Raw genomic sequence first — 20,701 nt, forward strand, 5'->3', positions numbered from 1 at the left:
TTTGCCCTAAGAGACACGCCGGGCAAGACTTGCCCGGAAGGCCAGTCCGGAAAGACCTGTACGGAAAGACCTGCAGAAGACGGGTCCGAAACAGCGCGGTCAGGGTGTGCCAATGAGCAGTAAGCCGATTGCGGACTATGCACTGCTCTCAGACTGCGCCTCCGCCGCACTGGTCAGTGCCGCCGGCTCCGTGGACTGGCTGTGCTTTCCGCGCTTTGACAGCCCCTCCGTGTTCGGACGCCTTTTGGGCCAGGACGCGGGGTTCTGGTCGATCCGTCCCGCCGGAGAATACTCCTCAACCCGGCGCTACCTCGGACCCACGATGGTTCTGGAAACCACCCACACGGCCCCTGCAGGTTGTGTGACCGTCACGGACGCCCTGGTCCTCGGTGACGGCAGGAGGGGCCATGACCTCGGCGCGGATTCCCCCGGCACCTTGCTCCGCCAGCTGTCCTGTACCGAGGGGCCGGTCGAGGTCGACATGGTCTTCAGCCCCCGCCCGGAATACGGGCTGGGCCGGCCGGTGCTGAGCGCGGTGGACGGCGGTATCGTGGTCCGAGCGGGGGAAGTGGTGCTGTCATTCTCGACTGCGGCAGCCTTCCAGCTCGGCGCGGACACGGCGCACGCCCGGCTGACCCTCCAGGCCGGAGACGTCCTTGGCTTCGCTCTCCACTTCCAGGCCAGCGGGAGCGGGGAACCGGTCTTCTGGGGCCAGGCGGACATCGCGCGCCGGCTTGAGGACACCGTGCAGGGCTGGACCAGCTGGTCGGAGCTGCACCAGACCTACAACGGCCCGTGGCAGGAGCTCGTCGCCGGCAGCGGACGGATTCTGCAGGCCCTCACGTACTACCCATCCGGGGCCATCGTGGCCGCCCCGACGACGTCCCTGCCGGAAGTGGCCGGCGGCACGCGCAACTGGGACTACCGGTACAGCTGGATCCGGGATGCGAGCATGACCCTGCAGGCACTCTGGGTGGCGGCCTGCCCGGACGAAGCGGGAAATTTCTTCCAGTTCCTTGCGACTGCAGCCGCAAGCCAGCTGGCCGCGGGCGAGGAACTGCAGATCATGTTCGGCATCGGCGGGGAACGCGAGCTGCCCGAACGCGAACTTGCCCACCTGCCGGGCTGGCGTGCCAGCTCCCCGGTCCGGGTCGGCAACGGTGCCTGGAACCAGCGGCAGCTCGACGTCTACGGCGAACTGCTCGACGCCGCCGCCACGCTGCCGGAGTATCTCGCGGAGCTGGCACCGGCAACGAGAAGGTTCCTCGCCGACGCAGCGGACGCCGCGGCCTCCCGTTGGCGCTCCGCCGACCACGGCATCTGGGAGGTTCGCGGGGAGCCGCGCCACTTCCTCTACTCCAAGCTCATGTGCTGGGTCGCCGTCGACCGGGCCATCACCCTTTCCGAGCTCCTGCAGGCGCCCGAGCGGGTCCGGCACTGGGAGGAGGCGCGGGACCAGATTGCCGCGTCCATCCGGACCTACGGCTGGAGCGAAGCGGCGAATGCCTATACCCAGGCGTACGGCTCCGAGGACCTCGACGCTTCGGCGCTGATGCTCGCGATCGTGGGCTTCCTCCCGGCGGACGATCCCGGTATCCTCGCCACAATCGAGGCCATCGAGGAGCGTCTCACGGACTCGCGCGGCCTCGTGTACCGCTACCTCGCCGACGACGGTCTTCCGGGGGAGGAGGGCACTTTCCTCCTGTGCACCTTCTGGCTGGCCCATGCCCTGGCCTTGGCCGGACGCACACAGCGCGCCCGGGCAGTCTTCGAGCGGGCCGCCGGGTTCGCCACGGACCTGGGCCTGATGGCGGAGGAAGTCGCGCCGGACAGCAACGAGCTCCTGGGGAACTTCCCGCAGGCGTTCAGCCACATCGGCCTCGTCAACGCCGCCTGGGCGATCAGCGAAGCGGAGGCCCGGGCCGGTAGCGCAGGTCCCGGCGCTGGTGTCGAGGCGAGGAACGCTGCCGGCGGCTGACGCATTTTGAGACGGGCTTGGGGATCTGGGGCCCCTCCGGGAAGCAAGAAGGGGCCCTCCGGCCGGCCTAAGCCTTGGATTCTAGGGATCGTTGCAACACCTGTTGGTTAGGTGGTTAGTAGTAAATCACGTAAACGCTCGGCTGGAGTATTCCAGCCGAGCGTTTTGCGTGGGCGTCCGTTGAGTTCCTGCGCGACGTGTTCGAGGTCTTCAGGCCCGTAGACGGACAGGTCGGTGCCCTTCGGGAAGTACTGGCGCAGCAGCCCGTTGGTGTTCTCGTTCGAGCCGCGTTGCCAGGGGCTGGCGGGATCGCAGAAATAGACGGGCATGTCGGTGGCAAGGGTGAAGGATTTGTGGGTGGCCATTTCCGCGCCCTGGTCCCAGGTCAGGGATCCTCGCAGGTGCGCGGGCAGGGTGGCCATGGTCTTGACGAGGCCGTCGCGGACGGTTTCGGCGGTGTGGTCATGTGGCAGGTGGACGAGCATCACGTAGCGGGTGGTCCGTTCGACCAAGGTCGCAATCGCTGACTGGTTATAGGCGCCGGTAATGAGGTCCCCTTCCCAATGGCCTGGCACGGCGCGGTCCTCGATCTCGGGCGGGCGCTCGGAAATCATGACCATCGGGTCCACGAACCTGGGGGTGCGTTGCTCGCCGGTGCGGTGCGGTTTGCGGCGGGTCCGGCCGGTGCGCAGCGCTGCCTGTATCTCGCGTTTGAGGCCGCCTCTCGCCTGGACGTAGAGGGCTTGATAAATCGTCTCTGGGCTCACACGCATCTCCGGGTTGTCGGGGAACTCTTCGACCAGCGTGTGGCTGATCTGCTCCGGAGACCAGCGTAGGAGCAGCTTGTCCTTCACATAGTCACGCAGCTCCGACTCCGCAGCGAGCTTGGCCGTCTTGGGCCGCGCCCGCCGGGCAGCGGCCTTCCGATGCGCCCCGTGCGGCAGGTAGCCCATCCGTGCATCGGCATTTCGGCGAAACTCACGACTGATCGTAGAAGGGGAACGTTCAAGCGCCTGGGCGATCGCCCTGATCGAAGAGCCGGCGGCCTGCAGGTCCCGGATCAGCTCCCGTTCCTGCACGGTCAGGAACCGCGGATCGATAGATTTCTCCAACGCTGATACCGGTACGGGGACCAGGGTCGTTCCGGTCGTGCCGGCGGGAGGGGTCATGGTGGTCACACCACGTTTGTAGTCGACGATTCGGCCATCCGGGTAAATGCGTCGGCCGCCGGACTTACGGATTCCCTGGTCCCACTCTTCGGCGGTCCGGAGATGTATCCCGACCGCTGCGGCAGCTTTGCGCCGACTCACGCCGGTCTTGCGCAGCCGGAAGTACTCATCCCGGCCTGGGTGAGGACCCGTCCCCGTTTTGCCATGGCTTTTCAGCCCGGCTTTACGGACCCAACCGGCGCAAGTTGCGGGATTCAGTCCCAACTCCCGTGCGGCCTGCGTCGTGCTCTTGACGCGGTCGAACACGACGAAGAACTCAGCCTTCTGCGCAGGCGTGTATTTCCTCTGCCCAGCTTCCCGATTCCGTGGGACCCGCTCAGGGAGCCGAGATTTATGGACCCATTGGTAGCACGTCATCTGATTGAAGCCGAGCTCCGCCGCGGCCGCGCTCACACTCCCACACCGGTCCAACACCGAAAAGAACTGAGCCTTCTGCTCCGGCGTGTATTTCCTCCGGCTGGCAGCTTCCTTCGTTAAAGACGACACGGTCGTTGCAACTCCCAAAAATTCTGGGTGTTGCAACGACCGCTAGAACCCGCCAGCCCGGCGGAGGGCCCCTTTTCCTGTCGTGTCGCTTTGCCGACGCGGCGGACTGAGCCTGGGCGTTACGCCTCGGCAGGTGCCAGGACGACGTTGCTGACGGTCAGTTCGCCGTCGCCGGCTACCAGCGCCAGCTCACGCGCGTTGGCCGCGGCCTTCAAATCGGCGAGGCCGGCCTTCAGCTGCGTCGTGAGCGATTCCGAGGCCGTGATGGTCGCGGACAGCACCTCGGTGCGCTGCTTGACCTTCGCCTCGGACTTGGCCTTGCGGATGCCGCTCAGCGCGGTCCCCACGGTGGACAGGAGCGTGGTGTCGCCGTCGATCTCGAGGGCTGAGGGCCACGGCGCACGGTGCACGGATCCGGCACGCCACCAGCCCCAGACTTCCTCCGTGGCGAACGGCAGGAACGGGGCGAACAGGCGCAGCAGCGTGTCCAGGCTGGTCGCCAGTGCGGCCAGCACGGACGCCTGCTGGGACTCGCCGGCGGCGCCGTACGCGCGGTCCTTGATGAGCTCCACGTAGTCGTCCGTGAAGTGCCAGAAGAAGCTCTCCGCGATCTGCAGGGCCCGGGCGTAGTCATAGTTCTCGAACGCCTTCGTGGCCTGCAGGACAACGTCCGACAGTTGGGCCAGCACGGCCCGGTCCAGGGGATTGATCAGCACGGAAAGGTCTTCGGAAACCACAGAGTCCTCCGTGGCGCCGAGGTTCAACACAAACTTGGACGCGTTGAGCAGCTTGATCGCCAGGCGGCGGCCGATTTTCATCTGCGCGATCTCGTAGGCGGTGTCCGCGCCGAGCTTGGCCGAGGCTGCCCAGTAGCGCACGGCGTCCGAGCCGTACTCCTCGAGGACATCAGTGGGCACAATGACATTGCCCTTGGACTTGGACATCTTCTTGCGGTCCGGGTCCAGGATCCAGCCGGAGATGGCGGCGTGCTTCCACGGTGCGGTGTCCTGCAGGGCGTCGGCGCGGACGGCGGTGGAGAACAGCCAGGTCCGGATGATGTCATGGGCCTGCGGGCGCACGTCGAACGGGAAGACGTTAGCGAAGAGTGCCTCGTCGGTGCTCCAGCCGCCCACAATCTGCGGCGTCAGCGAGGAAGTGGCCCAGGTGTCCAGCACGTCAGCGTCGCCGGTGAAACCGCCCGGCACATCGCGCTGTCCTTCTTCGAAGCCGGGAGCCGCGTCCGCGGCGGGGTCCACCGGGAGCTGCGCGTCGGAGGGCACGATCGGTGCGCCGTATTCGGGATTGCCGTCGGAATCGAGCGGGTACCAGACGGGCACGGGCACGCCGAAGAAGCGCTGGCGGGAGACCAGCCAGTCACCGTTCAGTCCGGAGATCCAGTTCTCATACCGGGAACGCATGAAGGCCGGGTGGAATTCCACTTCGTTGCCGCGGCCGATCAGCCGCTCGCGGCGGTCAGCGTCGCGGCCGCCGTTGCGGATGTACCACTGGCGGGAGGTGACCACTTCGAGGGGCTTGTCGCCCTTCTCGAAGAAGTTGACCGGGTGCATGATCTTCTTCGGCTCGCCGTCGAGGAGCCCGGCGGAGGCCAGGAGCTCCACCACGGCTTCCTTGGCGCTGAAGACCGTTTTGCCGGCGATCGCCGCGAAGCTGGCCCTGCCCTCGTCCGTGGTGATCCAGTCCGGGGTTTCGCCGATGATGCGGCCGTCACGGCCCACGATCGCGCGCGTCGGAAGCTGGAGTTCGCGCCACCAGGTGACGTCGGTGAGGTCGCCGAAGGTGCAGACCATGGCGGCGCCGGATCCCTTGTCCGCCTTCGCGAGCGGGTGGGCCATGACCTCCACCTCGACGCCGAACAGCGGGGAGGTGAGCTTCTTGCCGAACAGCGGCTGGTACCGTTCGTCGTCAGGATTCGCCACGAGGGCGGCGCAGGCAGCCAGCAGCTCCGGGCGGGTGGTCTCGATGTAGATCTTCTCGCCCTCGGCGGTGAAGAACGGGTAGCGGTAATAGGCACCCGCGACCTCACGGTCCTCCAGCTCGGCCTGGGCCACCGCGGTGCGGAAGGTGACGTCCCACAGGGTGGGCGCCTCGGCCATGTAGGCATCGCCCGCGGCGAGGTTGGCCAAGAAGGCCCGCTGCGAGATGGCCCGCGACTTGTCGTCGATGGTGCGGTACGTCAGATCCCAGTCAACGGACAGGCCGAGCTTCTGGAAGAGGTTCTCGAAGACCAACTCATCCTCGACGGCGAGCTCCTCGCACAGCTCAATGAAGTTCCGGCGTGAAACGACGTCAAAGTCGCGCTGGTTCTTCGCGGGCTCGGCGGGAGGCCGGTAGCCGGCGTCGTAGCGGACGGTGGGATCGCAGCGCACGCCGTAGTAGTTCTGCACCCGGCGCTCGGTGGGCAGGCCGTTGTCGTCCCAGCCCATCGGGTAGAAGACGTTTTTCCCGGTCATGCGCTGGTAGCGGGCCAGGACGTCGGTCTGGGTGTAGGAGAACATGTGCCCCACATGCAGGGATCCCGACGCGGTGGGCGGGGGAGTGTCGATCGAGTAGACCTGCTCCCGGGTGGTGTCCCGGTTGAACTTGTAGGTTCCTTCGTCAAGCCAGCGCTTGGTGAGGGCGTCTTCCAGCCCCTCCAGGGCGGGCTTGTCCGGAACGTTGATGGGGGCGGTGGTGGGCGTGTCTGTACCCTGAGTGTCTTCAGCCATGGGGCAATTCTTTCACGGCGTCTTTCATCCCACGGCACGGTGTCCTGCAGGCCGCACTCCGGCACCCCGTTTCGGGACCTGCGGTAGCATGCGCACATGGAGAAGTCTGCCGGACATTTTGCCATCAAGCGCGTCCATGACGAACCCGCCGACGACGACGGCTGCCGGGTCCTGGTCGACCGGCTCTGGCCACGCGGGGTCAGCAAGGAACGCGCGCAACTGGAGCTGTGGCTCAAGGAGGTGGCGCCGTCGCCGCCGCTGCGGAAAGAATTCGCGCACATGCTGGAGCGGTTCGACGGTTTCCGCGCCGCCTACGAAGCCGAGCTGGACACGAACCCCGCCGTACAAACGCTGCTGGACCTAGCCGCCGAGCACGGGAAAGTGACGCTGCTTTATGGTGCGCGTGACCCCGAGGTCAACCACGCCCGGGTGCTGCTGGCGTTCCTGCAGCGCTGATCCATCCGGCGTCGTCCTGCGGGGTGGTTCGTCCTGCGGGCCGCCGGGCGCGGCGAGCGTGGCCGTGCCGTTACTGTGGAGCCATGACCGAGGGAATCGACAACAAGGCAACAGTAGTCAAAGCAGCAGTCGTCACCGGCGCCAGCACCGGAATCGGCGAGGCCACAGTGCGTGCACTCCGGACCGAGGGCTGGACGGTCTACGCCGTCGCCCGCCGCGCGGACCGGCTGGAAGCGCTCGCCGCCGAAACCGGCGCCGTCGCGCTGCCAGCCGACGTGACCGAGGATGCCGACGTCGCGCGGCTGCTCGAGGAGGTGACCCGCGGCGGCGGCATCGACACGCTCATCAACGTTGCCGGCGGCGCCCGCGGCGCCGACAGGGTGGGCGAGACCAAGACCGAGGACTGGGAGTGGATGTACCGGGTCAACGTGCTGGGCACCATGAAGCTGACCCGGGCCTTCCTGCCCATGCTGCGCGCCTGCGGTGAAGGTACCGTCCTGAACCTCACCTCGACGGCGGGACTGTCCGCCTATGAGGGCGGCGGCGGCTACAACGCTGCGAAGTTCGCCCAGCATGCCCTGACCGGCGCGCTGCGGCTGGAAGAGGCCGAGCACAACGTCCGCGTGATCGAGGTGGCTCCCGGCCTGGTCCAGACGGACGAGTTCGCCCTGAACCGGCTCGGCGGCAATTCCGATGCCGCCGCTAAGGTCTACGCCGGCGTCGAGAAACCCCTGACCGCCGCGGACGTCGCCGACGTGGTCCGCTACGCCGTCGTGGCACCGCACCACGTCAACCTGGACCAGATCGTGATCCGCCCGGTGGCACAGGCCTCCAACTACAAGACGATCCGCAAGGGCTGAGCCTGGCGCGGCGCGGCCCGCACCAGTGCGGTGCTCAGCCTCCGGCCGGGACGGACAGCGTGGCCAGGACGGCCGCGTGGTCCGTGCCGGCCACGGACTGCACGGAATAGCCGCTGCTGCGCACGTGCGGGCTGGTGACGACGTGGTCGATCACCACGCCGGGCAGCCATTGGCCGTCCTTGGGCCAGGTGGGAACAAAACGGCCCAGTGCCGCGACCCCCGCATCCACAAGGCTGCCGGCGCCGGCAGCCTCCTCCGGGCCGCCGGCCAACAACTGGCGGAACTCGGCGTGGTCGAAGGTGGCATTGAAATCGCCCAGCAGCAGCACGTTTCCCGGACGGGAAGCGACGCTGCCCAGCAGGGCCAGATCGCTCCGCCACCGCGGCGCCTGCCCCTCCACGGGAGCCTGGCTGTGCACGTTCGTCACCGCCAGCGCCACCCGCCGGCCACCCGCATCAAGGCTCAGCCGCAGGGTCGGGATGTGGAAAGCGGAACCGTGCACGGCGTCCATCGGAGCCAGCGGACGGGTGGAATACACGCCGCTGCCGCCTGCGCCGTCCCGGGGGTTGCTGATCCGGTGCGGAAGCAGCCCGCCCAGCCCCTCGGCGTCCAGCCGCTGCTCCAGGGCCGGCGAAAGTTCCTGGACCGCCAGCAACGCCACGCCGTTGTCCCGGACCAGCCGGACTATGGCGGCGGCATCCGCACCCCCCACTCCGGCGTTGAGGCTCATGACTTTCAGCTCCGCCGCCGGCGCCGCTGCTGAAGCATCCGGCCCCCGTCCCTGGAGCTGGCCCGTGTGCCGCGCCAGGAGCACGTCCGGCGGGAACAGCCACACGAGCTGGACGGCCAGGAGAACTGCCGCAGGCAGGACAGCCCAGGAACGGCGGCTCGGCAGTGCCAGCAACAGGCCCGCCGCGGCGGGGAACACAAGCCAGGGAGTGAAGGCGACCAGCTGTACCACGGGGGTCGGCCACGGTGCCGGAACGGCCCGGAAGAAGGACAGCACCGCCACGGGTGCGGCAACCAGGGCAGCCGACAGCAGCCAGCGGCGGCGCGCACGGCGGCCCGTCACGCAGCGGCCCGAATCGCCCGGGGGACTGTCATGGCACGAGTCTAGGCAGTCCCCGCCCGCGGCGTCGTTGTTGATTTATTCGCCGTGGCCGTGACGCCCAACATTCACCATCCCGTGGTGCGTCGGCCAGCCCGCGGTGGCCGGCAGTTGGCCGCGGAACGGAACCGTGGCAGGCGCAACTGCACACCACCAGAGTGGAGACCCTTTTCCCATGCGAACCCCGACTAAGCTTGGCGCTGCCGTACTCAGCGCAGCCCCGCTCCTCGCCACCTCTGCCCAGGCCCAGGCCGCCGACACGAACGCCAACGGCACGGACAACCATTTCGATCTTGAAGCCCACCGCGGCGGAATCGGCCTGACCGTCGAATCCACACTGGCTTCCTTCGCCAAGGGCCTCGAGACCGGGGTGTCGACCCTGGAGCTTGACCTCCAGATCACGAAGGACGGCCGCGAAGTCATTACGCACGACCGCAAGGTCAGCGACAAGAAGTGCCTCGATACGGCGCCGGTCACGCCCAGCGACCCGGAGTTTCCCTATGTGGGCAAATACATCAAGGACCTGACCTTCGAGCAGGTCCGCAGCCTGGACTGCGGTTCGCTCACCCAGCCGCAGTTCCCGGGCCAGACGGCATCTCCCGGAGCCAAGATGCCGACCCTTGCCGAAGTCTTTGCGCTCGCCGACTCCCACCGGGCCAGTTAGGTGAAGTTCAACATCGAAACGAAGGTCGAGGCCGGCGCGCCGGAGGAAACCGCCCCGCGCGAGCAGTTCGTCGACGTCGCACTCCGGGAAATCAAGGCCGCCCACATGCAGAGCCGCGTCTCCATCCAGAGCTTCGACTGGGGCTCCTTGCGCCTCGTCCAGCAGCGCGATCCGCACATCCGCACCGTGGCCCTGACCAACAAGGACTTCCTCCAGGCCGGCCTGCCGGGCAGCTCTCCGTGGCTGGGCGGCATTGACGCCGACGACTTTGGCGGCGACCTCATCGCGGCAGCGGCCTCCCTCGGTTTCGACGCCGTCTCTCCCGTGCACGGTACTCCGCAGAACGGCAAGGTGACGGACCCCGGCTACGTCCCCTACGTCACCGCGGACATGGTGCAGCGTGCCCACGACTGCAGGTCATCCCGTGGACGGTCGATGACCAGCCGACCATGCGGGCGCTGATCGACGCCGGCGTCGACGGGATCATCACCGACTACCCGGACCGGCTCCGCGAGGTCATGGCCGGTGCCGGCATGAGACTTCCGCAAAGCTTCGAACTCCAGCCCGGGCGATAAGACGCCGTCGCTGCGTTCCACTGCCCGGCGGAGTGGGCTTGGCAGTGAAACGCACTGACTTCTCCGGTAACATCGACATATCAGCTTTGACCCGGCCATCACCGGTGAGCTTCCGGAAGAACGCCCCGGCGCAACGTCAGCACGCGCCAGGGCCGGTAGAACCGGACGGGTAAGCCCGTCACAGCAGTAATGAGCGGCCGACGCCGGAGCAGCTTCTTTGCCAAGAAGGAGCAGGACCGGTGGCGGTAAGTGAGGTGGTACCGCGGTGCCGGTGCTGGAAACAGTGCACGGGCCGTCCTCGCATCCTGAATGATCCGTTGTTCACCAGCTCAAGCCAGGATGTCGAGATGACTTATTACCCGAAGGCCTCCGCCGCGCTCTCCGGCGCAGGCGCCCTCACCGCTGCGTCCAACACCTCCGGTGTGTCGGCCTCCGTGAAGTTCCCGGAAATCGAAGAGCGGATCCTCAAGTACTGGGATGAGGACGGCACCTTCCAGGCCAGCATCGACCAGCGCGATGCGGGCAAAGACGGGTCCAACGAGTTCGTCTTCTACGACGGCCCTCCCTTCGCCAACGGCCTGCCGCACTACGGCCACCTGCTGACCGGCTACGCCAAGGACCTCGTGGGCCGTTACCAGACCCAGCGCGGCCGCCGGGTGGAGCGCCGCTTCGGCTGGGACACCCACGGCCTGCCCGCCGAGCTGGAAGCCATGAAGCAGCTGGGCATGACGGACAAGACCCAGATCGAGGCCATGGGCATCGACAAGTTCAACGACGCCTGCCGCGCCTCCGTGATGAAGTACGCCGACGAGTGGAAGAGCTACGTCACCCGCCAGGCCCGCTGGGTGGACTTCGAGAACGACTACAAGACGCTCAACGTCGAGTACATGGAATCCGTGCTCTGGGCCTTCAAGCAGCTGCACGAAAAGGGCCTGACGTACAACGGCTACCGCGTCCTGCCGTACTGCTGGAAAGACGAGACGCCGCTGTCCAACCATGAACTGCGCATGGACGACGACGTCTACAAGAACCGCCAGGACCAGACCGTCACGGTGACCTTCCCCATCACGGCGGGGGAGTCGGAGCTGTCCAGGCAGCTCGCCGGCGTGCAGGCCCTTGCCTGGACCACCACACCCTGGACCCTGCCCACCAACCTGGCGCTCGCCGTCGGGCCCGCCATCCACTACGTCGTCCTGCCGGCCGGGCCCCACGGCATCAAGGCCGCCTCCACGGACGCACCCGTCACCGGCAGCTTCCTGCTCGCCGCCGAGCTGCTGGGCACTTACGCCAAGGACCTGGGCTACGGCGACGGCGCCGAGGGTGCCGCCGCCGCCGAGGCCGCGGTCACCTCCAGCCACACCGGCACCGAACTTGCCGGCCTGACGTACAAACCGCTGTGGGACTACTTCAACGACGCCGAGAAGTACGGCACCGAAAACGCCTGGCGCTTCCTGGTGGCCGACTACGTCACCACCACCGAGGGCACCGGCATCGTCCACCAGGCACCCGCCTACGGTGAAGACGACCAGCAGGTCTGTGAAGAAGCCGGCATCCCCGTCGTCCTCTCCGTGGACGAGGGCGCGAAGTTCCTCCCGCTGTTCGGCCACGGCGACCTCGCCGGGATCGCCGGCCTGCAGGTCTTCGAGGCCAACAAGCCCATCACCCAGGTGCTCCGCGCCCAGGGCCGCATGGTCCGGCAGGCAAGCTACGAACACAGCTACCCGCACTGCTGGCGCTGCCGCAACCCGCTGATCTACCGCGCCGTGTCCTCCTGGTACGTCGAGGTCACCAAGTTCAAGGACCGCATGTCCGAGCTCAACCAGGACATCAACTGGATCCCGGGCAACGTCAAGGACGGCCAGTTCGGCAAGTGGCTAGCCAACGCCCGCGACTGGTCCATCAGCCGCAACCGCTACTGGGGCAGCCCCATCCCGGTCTGGCAGTCCAGCGACCCGGAATACCCGCGCACCGACGTCTACGGCTCACTCGCCGAGATCGAGGCCGACTTCGGCCGCCTGCCGCTGAACAAGGCCGGCGAGGTGGACCTGCACCGGCCCTTCATCGACGAGCTCACCCGCCCGAACCCGGATGACCCGCGCACCCCGGCGGAAGGCCAGTCGGTCATGCGCCGCGTCGAGGACGTGCTGGACGTCTGGTTCGACTCCGGTTCCATGCCCTACGGCCAGGTCCACTACCCGTTCCAGAACGAGGAATGGTTCGAGACGCACAACCCGGCGGACTTCATCGTCGAGTACATCGGGCAGACTCGCGGCTGGTTCTACATGCTGCACATCCTCTCCACCGCGCTGTTCGACCGGCCGGCCTTCCGCAACGTCATCAGCCACGGCATCGTGCTGGGCTCCGACGGGCAGAAGATGTCCAAGAGCCTGCGTAACTACCCGGACGTCTCCGAGGTTCTGGACCGCGACGGCTCCGACGCCATGCGCTGGTTCCTGATGTCCAGCCCCATCCTGCGCGGCGGCAACCTCGTCGTCACCGAACAGGGAATCCGCGACGGCGTCCGGCAGGTCATCCTGCCGCTGTGGAACGTGTACAGCTTCTTCACGCTGTACACCAACGCGGCCAACGCAGTCGGAGGGACAGCGAAGGGCTACGACGCCAAGCTCCGTTACGACGGCTACGCCGACACCCTGGACCAGTACCTGCTGGCCAACACCGGCGCGCTGGTCCGCAACATGACCGCGCAGCTGGACGGCTACGACATCTCCGGCGCCTGCGACGAACTCCGCAGCTACCTGGACATGCTCACCAACTGGTACGTCCGCCGCAGCCGCCAGCGCTTCTTCGACGAAAGCGTGGACGCCTTTGACGCCCTCTACACCGCGCTGGAGACCGTCTCCCGCGTGGCCGCCTCGCTGCTGCCGCTGGTCTCCGAGGAGATCTGGCGCGGCCTCACCGGCGGGCGCTCCGTGCACCTGGCCGACTGGCCGGACGCGGAACTGTTCCCGGCCAATGCCGAACTTGTCGAGGCAATGGAACGCATCCAGCAGATCTGCTCCACCGGATCCTCGCTGCGCAAGGCCGCCAACCTCCGGGTGCGCCTGCCGCTGCAGGAACTCACCGTCGTGGCACCCGGCGCCGATGCGCTGGAAGGCTTCGCCGCCGTCGTCGCCGATGAACTGAACTTGCGCTCAGTACGCCTGCTCGACGCCGAAAGCGCCTCCCCGGAGGAGTTCGGCATCGAACAGAAGCTCGTGGTCAACGCCCGCGCCGCCGGCCCGCGCTTGGGCAAAAACGTCCAGCAGGCCATCAAGGGAGCCAAGTCCGGCGACTGGAGTGTCAACGACGCCGGTGTGGTCACCGCGGGCGGGCTCGCCCTGGAGCCGCAGGAATACACCCTGGAAACCGTCGTGGCGGAAGCCGCGGAAGGTGAGGGATCCCGCGCCGCGGCCGTCCTGCCCGGCGGCGGTTTCGTGGTCCTCAACACCGAGGTCACCCCGGAACTCGAAGCCGAAGGCGCGGCCCGCGACATGGTCCGCGCCATCCAGCAGGCCCGCAAGGACGCCGGACTCAACGTCAGCGACCGGATCCGCACCACCGTCACCGCGAAGCAGGACATCATTGACGCGCTCCTGGCCAACGCCGGGCTCGTCAAGACCGAAACCCTCACGGTCCAGCTGGACACCGTTGTGGCCGACGTAAAGGAACCCCAAATCAGCGTTGCAAGAGTAACCGCAGAAGTAGAGGCCTAAGCCATGACCGACGAATTCTCCGTAGAAAGCGTCTACGCCGAGCTGCTGGGACGGGCGCCGGAAAACAAGATGGAGCCCCGGCTGGCTCCCCTGTACCGGGCGATGGACCGCCATCCTGGGGGAGCCGAACAAGGCCTTCCCGATCATCCACGTCACCGGCACCAACGGCAAGACCTCCACGGCCCGCATGATCGAGGCCGGGCTGCGCGCCCACGGGCTGAGCACCGGGCGGTACACAAGCCCGCACCTGTCCAAAGTCACCGAGCGCATCAGCATAGACGGCGAGCCCGTGTCGGACGAGACCTTCGTCCGGATCTGGGACGAGATCCGCCCGTACCTGGCCATCGTGGACGGCGAACTCGAGGCGGAGGGCCAGCCCCGGCTGACCTACTTCGAGTGCCTGACCATCCTCGGCTTCGCAGTCTTCGCGGACCAGCCCGTCAACGTCGCCGTCATCGAGGTGGGCCTGGGCGGCATCACGGACGCGACCAACGTCGGCGACGGGCAGGTTTTCGTGGTCACCCCGATCTCGCTGGACCACACGGATCTGCTGGGCGACACCACCGAGGACATCGCCCACGAGAAGGCGGGAATCATCAAGCCCGGCGGTTTCCTGATCAGCGCCGAGCAACCCCGTGACGCGGCGCAGGTGCTGCTGGAGAAGGCCAAGGAAGTCAACGTCCCGTTCCGCTTTGAAGGCGTCGAGTTCGGCGTCGAATCCCGCACCGTCGCCGTCGGCGGCCAGGTGGTGAGCATCCAGGGCATCGCCGGCCGCTACGAGGAGCTGCTGGTTCCCCTGCACGGTGCGCACCAGGCCGAGAATGCCGCCGTCGCGATTGCCGCCCTCGAGGCGTTCTTCGGCGGGGAGAAGCCGCTCGACGCCGGGATCCTGCAGGAGGCGTTCGCCTCTGTCACCTCCCCGGGGCGGCTCGAGGTGGTCCGCACGGCGCCGACAATCATCGTGGATGCGGCCCACAACCCCGAGGGGGTCCGGGTCTCGGCCGAGGCCATCCACGAGGCCTTCAGCTTCACGAAGCTCGTGGTAGTTGTGGGCGTCCTGCGGGAAAAGGACGCCGAGGAGATCCTTCGGCAGCTCAAGGAATCCCTGGGCGATCTCGCGGCCGAATACTGCTTCACCCAGTCCAATTCGCCCAGGGCCGTCCCGGCCGAGGACCTTGCGGAAATCGCGCTGGACCTGGGCTTCGGTGAGGACAATCTGCACGTGGCCGACAAGCTCGACGACGCCCTGGAGTGGGCCGTTGAACGCGCCGAGGCCAACGACGACCTCGCCGGCGGCGTCCTCGTCACCGGCTCCATCACGCTCGTGGCGGAAGCCCGCATCCTGCTCGGCAAGGCGGATGCCTAAGCGATGGCCAGACTCACCAAAGCCCAGCGCGAATGGCGCCCGGGCATGCCCAAAAAACGCCGCTCCACCAAGGTCATGTTCGCTTCCACGGTCCTGCTGCTGGAAGCCTTTGTGGTGCTCTTCGGCATGCTGGCGGTCTTCGGCCTCCGCCGGAACGAGTTCCCTCCCGTTCTGATCTTCTCGGTGGGGATCGCACTGTTCCTCGTGTTTGTGTTCACCTGCGCGGTCCTCTCCAAGCCGTGGGGAGTGGGCTTGGGCTGGATCCTGCAGCTGGTGCTGATCCTGGGCGGAATCGTGGAGCCCACGATGTACGTGGTGGGCTTGCTCTTCGCGATTTCCTGGTGGTACGGCATCCGCACCGGCATCCGGATCGACCGTGAGGCAGCCAAGCGGGAACGCGAACAGGCCGCCTGGGAGGCGGCGCATCCGAGGGGCCCCGGCCCGGAACCGGCGCCGGATACCGGCGACCAGAACCCGTAGACTTATTCCAAACCCCACCCCACATCATTGGAGCAACTGTGAGCATTGAGCGCACCCTCGTCCTGATCAAGCCCGACGGCGTCGCCCGCAACCTGAGCGGCAGCATCCTCGGCCGGATCGAAGCCAAGGGCTACACCCTGGCCGAGCTCAAGAAGGTCGATGCGAGCCGAGAGCTGCTGGAGCAGCACTATGAGGAGCACGTGGGCAAGCCGTTCTACGAGCCGCTGGTCGAATTCATGCTCAGCGGCCCCGTGGTCGCCGCGATCTTCGAGGGCCACCGGGTGATCGAGGGCTTCCGCTTGCTCGCCGGCACCACGGACCCGACGACGGCGGCCCCCGGCACCATCCGCGGCGACTTTGGCCGCGACTGGGGCCTGAAGGTGCAGCAGAACCTGGTCCACGGCTCGGACTCGGTGGAGTCCGCCGAGCGCGAGATCAAGATCTGGTTCTGACCAGCGTCCCTTACTAGCGCGAACGTACACTTGAGGCCCCAAATCATGCCGATTTGGGGCCTCAAGTGTACGTTCGGGCTCCTCGTAGTTCGCGCTCCCTGTAGGTCCGGGCTCAGTAGCCGGACGTCCCGATGAAGACCTGGATGAAGGCGAAGAAGATCGTCGCGATCACGGCGACGTAGAGCAGTGCCGTGAGGATCCAGCCCGAGTCGCCCAGGATGCGGGTGGGGCCGGCGGGCAGCCGGATCACGCCCTGGGACACGTTGCGGACGGTGACCCAGACGAACAGCGGAATCATGGCGGCCCAGACGATCATGCAGAACGGGCACAGGATGTGGATGGAATACAGCGCCTGGGACCAGAGCCACACCACGAAGATGAAACCCAGTGTCACACCGGCCTGCAGCCCGAGCCAGTACCAGCGGGCAAACTGGGCGCCGGCCAGGATGCCCATGGCCGTGGTGATGACGACGGCGAACGCCACGATGCCGATGAACATGTTGGGGAAGCCGAAGAGCGAACTCTGCCAGGTCTGCATCACCTGGCCGCAGGAGATCCACGGGTTCACGTCGCAGACGGTCACGTGGCTGGGATCCTTGAGGACCTCCAGTTTCTCCAGCACCAGGGTCCCGGAGGCAAGCCAGCCGACGACGCCGGTGATCAGCAGGAGCCAGGCGAACGGACGGTCACGGGTCATGGGCGGCAACGGCCGTTCCGCTACCGCCGGGCCGGATCGCTGCTGCTGGGTTGAACTGCCGGTGGCACTGGAGATGCTGGGCATGGAATGTCGGTCCTTTGCGTCGGGTGCTTCTGGCCCCGATTGTATCGCCGGCGGCTGGGGGAAGCCGGGGAATTGCCTTCAGCGGCCCGGACCGGGCGCACGCCCTGCGATTGGAACCCGGACCTACGCCTGCTTTGACGGCTCCTGTGAGACAATGATCGTGGCTGGAACCCGATCCACATCCGGGTCCCGGTCCGGCGACTTTGTTCCCAAGACCGCCAATGATGAGCAGGGAGCTGCGGATCCTCTGATCCAGGCTGTCCCGCAATGCCATTGGACGGCACCTGGTTGTGGCGTGTAGATCAACGGGTTCCAGAACAATCTCGCCGGCCCTCCAGGGCTGCCGCACCCCACTGCCGGTGCGAACCTGAGGGTATCCAATTGACTTCTGTCAATGCCTGCGGGTGTTGACAAATAATTGCCCCAACGGGTGCCGGATGTGGCGGTACGCAGGGGCAGGAGTGTCACCACATATGGATAATGACCAGGTTGTATCCGGTAACGAAGACGCGCTTGTTACCAAAGAAACAGCAGAAACTGCGGAAACAGCGGAAGCAGTAGAGACCGCAGCAGCACCGCCCAAGAGGCCCGTCAGGACCCGACGCAAGGCCCCAACCAAGGCAGAGGCCATGGAGGCCGCTGTCGTGGCAGAGGCAGCTGATGCCGCGGCCGCCGAGCAGGCTCCGGAAGCGCCGGCTCCCGAAACCAAGGCCAAGGCCCCCGCCCGCCGGAGCCGCGCCCGCAAGGTCGCCGAGGTGCCCGAGCCACTGCCGGCCTTCGCCGAAGAGACCGAAACATCTGGCGCAGTCGGCGCTGCGGTGGCGGACGTCCCCGCAGTAGTTGAGACGGCCGCGGCGGAAACGCCCGCCGCCGAAGCGCCTGCAGAAAAGCCCGTCCGGCGTCGTGCCAGCCGAGCCAAGGCCGCCGCCCCGGTGGCCGAAGCAGGGCCAGTAGCCGAGGCCCCCGCCACGGCCCCCGAAGCAGTTGCCGTGTCCCCGGCAGAGCCCGCCGGCACGCCGGCCGCCGCGGAAACCCCTGCCGAAGCAGCCCCCGCCGCGGAAACCCCGGCCGCCGCAGAAACCCCTGCCGAAGCATCGTCCGCAGCCTCCTCGCTCTTCCTTGAGCCGGGAGCGGTCACCTCGATGATCTTCCAGGCTCCGGATTTGAGCGCCGTCGTGCGCCCGGTTCCGGCTGCCGCCGCGCCCGCAGAGTCCGAAGATGAAGAAGGCGAAGAGGGCGAGGGCGAAGACGCCAGCGGCCGCCGTCGCCGCCGCAGCCGCGGACGCCGCGGACGGAGCAGCCGGGGAGCCGACAGCGAGCCGGGTGCCGAGACCGAAACCGAGGTCTCCGGCGAGGCAGCCGAGGAAGCCCAGGAAACAGACGAAGGCTCCGAGGGGACGCTGGAGGACGGTGTGACCTCGCGGCGGCGCCGCCGCCGCCGTCGCGGTGACCAGGACCTGGAGCTGACCGGCGGGGAAGGCGACGATCCGCCCAACACAGTGACCCGCGTCCGTGCACCGCGTGCCCAGACCGAGGCGCCGGTCAACAACCGCGTCACGTCCCTCAAGGGTTCCACCCGCCTTGAGGCCAAGAAGCAGCGCCGCCGTGAGTCCCGCGACACCGGCCGGCGCCGCACCGTCATCACCGAGGCCGAGTTCCTGGCCCGCCGTGAATCCGTGGACCGCCAGATGATCGTCCGCCAGCGCGACGACAGAATCCAGATCGGCGTCCTCGAAGACGGGGTCCTGGCCGAGCACTTCGTGTCCAAGACCCAGCAGGATTCCCTGATCGGCAACGTCTACCTGGGCAAGGTCCAGAACGTGCTGCCCTCCATGGAAGCTGCCTTCGTGGATATCGGACGCGGCCGCAACGCCGTGCTCTACGCCGGTGAAGTGAACTGGGAATCCGTCAACCTTGAAGGCAAGCAGCGCCGGATCGAGAATGCACTGAAGTCCGGCGACTCCGTCCTGGTCCAGGTCACGAAGGACCCGGTCGGCCACAAGGGCGCCCGCCTCACCAGCCAGATCTCGCTGCCCGGCCGCTACCTTGTGTACGTGCCCGGCGGTTCCATGACGGGCATCTCGCGCAAGCTGCCCGACGTCGAACGCAACCGCCTTAAGCGGATCCTCAAGGACCGCCTGCCGGAGAATGCCGGCGTCATTGTCCGCACCGCGGCGGAAGGCGCCTCGGAGGAGGAGCTGACGCACGATATCAACCGGCTGCGCGCGCAGTGGGAAGGAATCGAGAGCCAGTCGACGTCGACCAAGGTCCTCGCCCCCGAGGTGCTCTACGGCGAACCGGACCTGACCATCAAGGTGGTCCGTGACGTCTTCAACGAGGACTTCTCGAAGCTGATCGTCTCCGGCGAGGAAGCCTGGGACACCATCGAGGCCTACGTCACCTACGTGGCACCCGACCTGGTGGGCCGGCTCGAGAAGTGGACCAAAGACGCGGACATCTTCTCGGCCTGGCGCATCGACGAGCAGATCCACAAGGCGCTGGACCGCAAAGTGTTCCTGCCTTCCGGCGGCTCCCTCGTCATCGACCGGACCGAGGCCATGACCGTGGTGGACGTCAACACCGGCAAGTTCACCGGCAGCGGCGGGAACCTCGAGGAAACCGTCACCAAGAACAACCTGGAAGCGGCAGAGGAAGTCGTCCGGCAGCTCCGGCTGCGCGATATCGGCGGCATTATCGTGATCGACTTCATCGACATGGTGCTGGAATCGAACCGAGACCTCGTGCTGCGCCGCATGGTGGAGTGCCTGGGCCGCGACCGTACCAAGCACCAGGTGGCCGAGGTGACCTCCCTGGGTCTGGTGCAGATGACCCGCAAGCGGATGGGCACCGGGCTTCTGGAAGTCTTCGGCGAACAGTGTGAAGCCTGCGACGGCCGCGGCATCGTCACGCACGACGAGCCGGTGGAGCACCGCCGCGCCAACGTCGTGGCCGCCGAGCACCATGTCCCGCGGACCGAGAACCTGCCGGCACCCCGGACCGAACGCAAGAGCCGCCGCCGCGGCAAGGGCGGCCAGGGAATGCCGGAGTCCGCCCCATCGGCAGCCTCAGCCGTCCATCCGGAGCCTACCGAGGCCGAGCGTCATGCCAAGGCAGAGGCGACCCGTGCCGCACTGGCAAACATCGCAGCCGCCGCGCATGCCGCGCACCTCCACGACGGCGAGACGGTATCCGCTCACGCGGCGGAGGCCCGCCAGGCCGCCGTCGAGGCAGCCGCGCGGCTTGCCGCGACAGAGGAGGCAGCCGGACGTCCCGCGGCCGTGCTGACCTTCGGCGGCGAGCAGGTCGCCCTGCCGTTCGTTGAGCACGCCGACGAGACACCGTCTCCTGCCCTCACCCTCGACCTGCTGACCGAGGCCTTCGCCAACCTGGGCGAAGCCGATGAAGCCAGGCCCGCCGTGGACCGGACTCAGGCTGCCAAGGCCCCTGCCCCGGCCGTGGTCCCGGCAAGGACGGAGCTCGAAGCCGGCACCTCCCGGGGCCGCCGAGTCCGCCGCAACCGGAGCGCCAGCCGCGCCCAGGGTGCAGCGAACGAGACGACCATTGAACACCACGAGGCGGCTGAACACCGCGAGGCAGCGGCCTCCGCCGCGGCCGGATCGGTGCACGTGGCCAAAGCGCCCGCCCCGGCCGCGTCCGCGGGCAAGCCAGTGGGCAAGGCAGCAGCCAGGCCGGCAGCGAACGAGCCGATCATCCTCGGCGTCGGCGTCCCGGCTTCGGAGCTCTGACAACCCGGCAGTACGGGACAGTTCCGCGTGACCGCGGGGGCGATCCGGGACTCGGCGTAGCAATACGCTGAGGCCCGGGCC

14 protein-coding genes and 1 pseudogene are annotated in these 20,701 nt (G+C 67.4%); 11 read left to right on the forward strand and 4 right to left on the reverse strand.

Annotated features, from left to right (window positions below; genetic code table 11):
• The first annotated feature begins 112 nt into the window (after positions 1-112).
• Positions 113-1,978 (forward strand): glycoside hydrolase family 15 protein, encoded by a 1,866-nt coding sequence (locus ACVWZ8_RS16500; RefSeq protein WP_456505208.1) that lies wholly within the window; start codon positions 113-115, stop codon positions 1,976-1,978.
• A gap of 107 nt (positions 1,979-2,085) precedes the next feature.
• Here the strand turns inward: ACVWZ8_RS16500 and ACVWZ8_RS16505 are convergent, their stop codons facing one another.
• Both ACVWZ8_RS16505 and valS read right to left on the reverse strand, forming a co-directional pair.
• Positions 2,086-3,288, reverse strand: a complete 1,203-nt coding sequence (locus ACVWZ8_RS16505) for an IS30 family transposase (protein WP_456505968.1) — start codon at positions 3,286-3,288, stop codon at positions 2,086-2,088.
• Positions 3,289-3,812: 524 nt separating this feature from the next.
• On the reverse strand, positions 3,813-6,419 hold the full coding sequence (gene valS, locus ACVWZ8_RS16510) for a valine--tRNA ligase (RefSeq protein ID WP_456505209.1): 2,607 nt from the start codon (positions 6,417-6,419) through the stop codon (positions 3,813-3,815).
• A 96-nt stretch (positions 6,420-6,515) separates the two neighbouring features.
• Here valS and ACVWZ8_RS16515 point away from each other — a divergent pair, with 96 nt between their 5' ends.
• Both ACVWZ8_RS16515 and ACVWZ8_RS16520 read left to right on the forward strand, forming a co-directional pair.
• Positions 6,516-6,875, forward strand: coding sequence for a DUF488 domain-containing protein (locus ACVWZ8_RS16515; RefSeq protein ID WP_426978295.1), 360 nt, complete (start codon positions 6,516-6,518; stop codon positions 6,873-6,875).
• Between the two features lie 83 nt (positions 6,876-6,958).
• Entirely contained in the window at positions 6,959-7,735 is a 777-nt protein-coding gene (locus ACVWZ8_RS16520) for an SDR family oxidoreductase (RefSeq protein WP_426978293.1), read from the forward strand.
• Positions 7,736-7,769: 34 nt separating this feature from the next.
• Here ACVWZ8_RS16520 and ACVWZ8_RS16525 read toward each other — a convergent pair whose 3' ends face one another.
• Complete coding sequence (locus ACVWZ8_RS16525) at positions 7,770-8,807, reverse strand: endonuclease/exonuclease/phosphatase family protein (RefSeq protein WP_426978292.1); 1,038 nt, start codon at positions 8,805-8,807, stop codon at positions 7,770-7,772.
• Between the two features lie 211 nt (positions 8,808-9,018).
• Here ACVWZ8_RS16525 and ACVWZ8_RS16530 point away from each other — a divergent pair, with 211 nt between their 5' ends.
• The 7 genes and pseudogenes from ACVWZ8_RS16530 to ndk all read left to right on the forward strand — a co-directional run bounded on the left by ACVWZ8_RS16530 (position 9,019) and on the right by ndk (position 16,093).
• Positions 9,019-9,507: a glycerophosphodiester phosphodiesterase family protein gene (locus tag ACVWZ8_RS16530; RefSeq protein WP_456505210.1), complete on the forward strand. Its 489-nt coding sequence runs from the start codon at positions 9,019-9,021 to the stop codon at positions 9,505-9,507.
• Positions 9,508-9,969, forward strand: coding sequence for a hypothetical protein (locus ACVWZ8_RS16535; protein ID WP_456505211.1), 462 nt, complete (start codon positions 9,508-9,510; stop codon positions 9,967-9,969).
• The gene (locus ACVWZ8_RS16540) at positions 9,957-10,082 is read left to right on the forward strand and encodes a hypothetical protein (protein WP_456505212.1); all 126 of its coding nucleotides are present in this window, start codon (positions 9,957-9,959) and stop codon (positions 10,080-10,082) included. The genes ACVWZ8_RS16535 and ACVWZ8_RS16540 overlap by 13 nt, the downstream gene beginning before the upstream one ends.
• Positions 10,083-10,429: 347 nt before the next feature.
• Complete coding sequence (ileS, locus tag ACVWZ8_RS16545) at positions 10,430-13,795, forward strand: isoleucine--tRNA ligase (RefSeq protein ID WP_456505213.1); 3,366 nt, start codon at positions 10,430-10,432, stop codon at positions 13,793-13,795.
• Between the two features lie 3 nt (positions 13,796-13,798).
• Positions 13,799-15,161 (forward strand): annotated as a pseudogene (locus ACVWZ8_RS16550) (bifunctional folylpolyglutamate synthase/dihydrofolate synthase).
• Between the two features lie 3 nt (positions 15,162-15,164).
• A complete protein-coding gene (locus ACVWZ8_RS16555) occupies positions 15,165-15,641 on the forward strand; it encodes a DUF4233 domain-containing protein (protein WP_456505214.1) in 477 nt (158 codons plus the stop codon).
• Between the two features lie 38 nt (positions 15,642-15,679).
• A complete protein-coding gene (gene ndk, locus ACVWZ8_RS16560) occupies positions 15,680-16,093 on the forward strand; it encodes a nucleoside-diphosphate kinase (RefSeq protein ID WP_426978284.1) in 414 nt (137 codons plus the stop codon).
• A 112-nt stretch (positions 16,094-16,205) separates the two neighbouring features.
• Here ndk and ACVWZ8_RS16565 read toward each other — a convergent pair whose 3' ends face one another.
• Positions 16,206-16,874 (reverse strand): vitamin K epoxide reductase family protein, encoded by a 669-nt coding sequence (locus ACVWZ8_RS16565; RefSeq protein ID WP_456505215.1) that lies wholly within the window; start codon positions 16,872-16,874, stop codon positions 16,206-16,208.
• A 473-nt stretch (positions 16,875-17,347) separates the two neighbouring features.
• Here ACVWZ8_RS16565 and ACVWZ8_RS16570 point away from each other — a divergent pair, with 473 nt between their 5' ends.
• Complete coding sequence (locus tag ACVWZ8_RS16570; RefSeq protein WP_456505216.1) at positions 17,348-20,620, forward strand: Rne/Rng family ribonuclease; 3,273 nt, start codon at positions 17,348-17,350, stop codon at positions 20,618-20,620.
• Positions 20,621-20,701 lie beyond the last annotated feature (81 nt).

The sequence above is a fragment of the Arthrobacter sp. UYCu723 genome, from assembly GCF_054059215.1.

Coding starts and splice junctions, on each gene's coding strand:
- ACVWZ8_RS16500 (WP_456505208.1), top strand. CDS start 113: ATGAGCAGTAAGCCGATTGCGGACTATGCACTGCTCTCAGACTGCGCC.
- valS (WP_456505209.1), bottom strand. CDS start 6,419: ATGGCTGAAGACACTCAGGGTACAGACACGCCCACCACCGCCCCCATC.
- ACVWZ8_RS16515 (WP_426978295.1), top strand. CDS start 6,516: ATGGAGAAGTCTGCCGGACATTTTGCCATCAAGCGCGTCCATGACGAA.
- ACVWZ8_RS16520 (WP_426978293.1), top strand. CDS start 6,959: ATGACCGAGGGAATCGACAACAAGGCAACAGTAGTCAAAGCAGCAGTC.
- ACVWZ8_RS16530 (WP_456505210.1), top strand. CDS start 9,019: ATGCGAACCCCGACTAAGCTTGGCGCTGCCGTACTCAGCGCAGCCCCG.
- ACVWZ8_RS16540 (WP_456505212.1), top strand. CDS start 9,957: ATGCGGGCGCTGATCGACGCCGGCGTCGACGGGATCATCACCGACTAC.
- ileS (WP_456505213.1), top strand. CDS start 10,430: ATGACTTATTACCCGAAGGCCTCCGCCGCGCTCTCCGGCGCAGGCGCC.
- ACVWZ8_RS16555 (WP_456505214.1), top strand. CDS start 15,165: ATGGCCAGACTCACCAAAGCCCAGCGCGAATGGCGCCCGGGCATGCCC.
- ACVWZ8_RS16565 (WP_456505215.1), bottom strand. CDS start 16,874: ATGCCCAGCATCTCCAGTGCCACCGGCAGTTCAACCCAGCAGCAGCGA.
- ACVWZ8_RS16570 (WP_456505216.1), top strand. CDS start 17,348: ATGGATAATGACCAGGTTGTATCCGGTAACGAAGACGCGCTTGTTACC.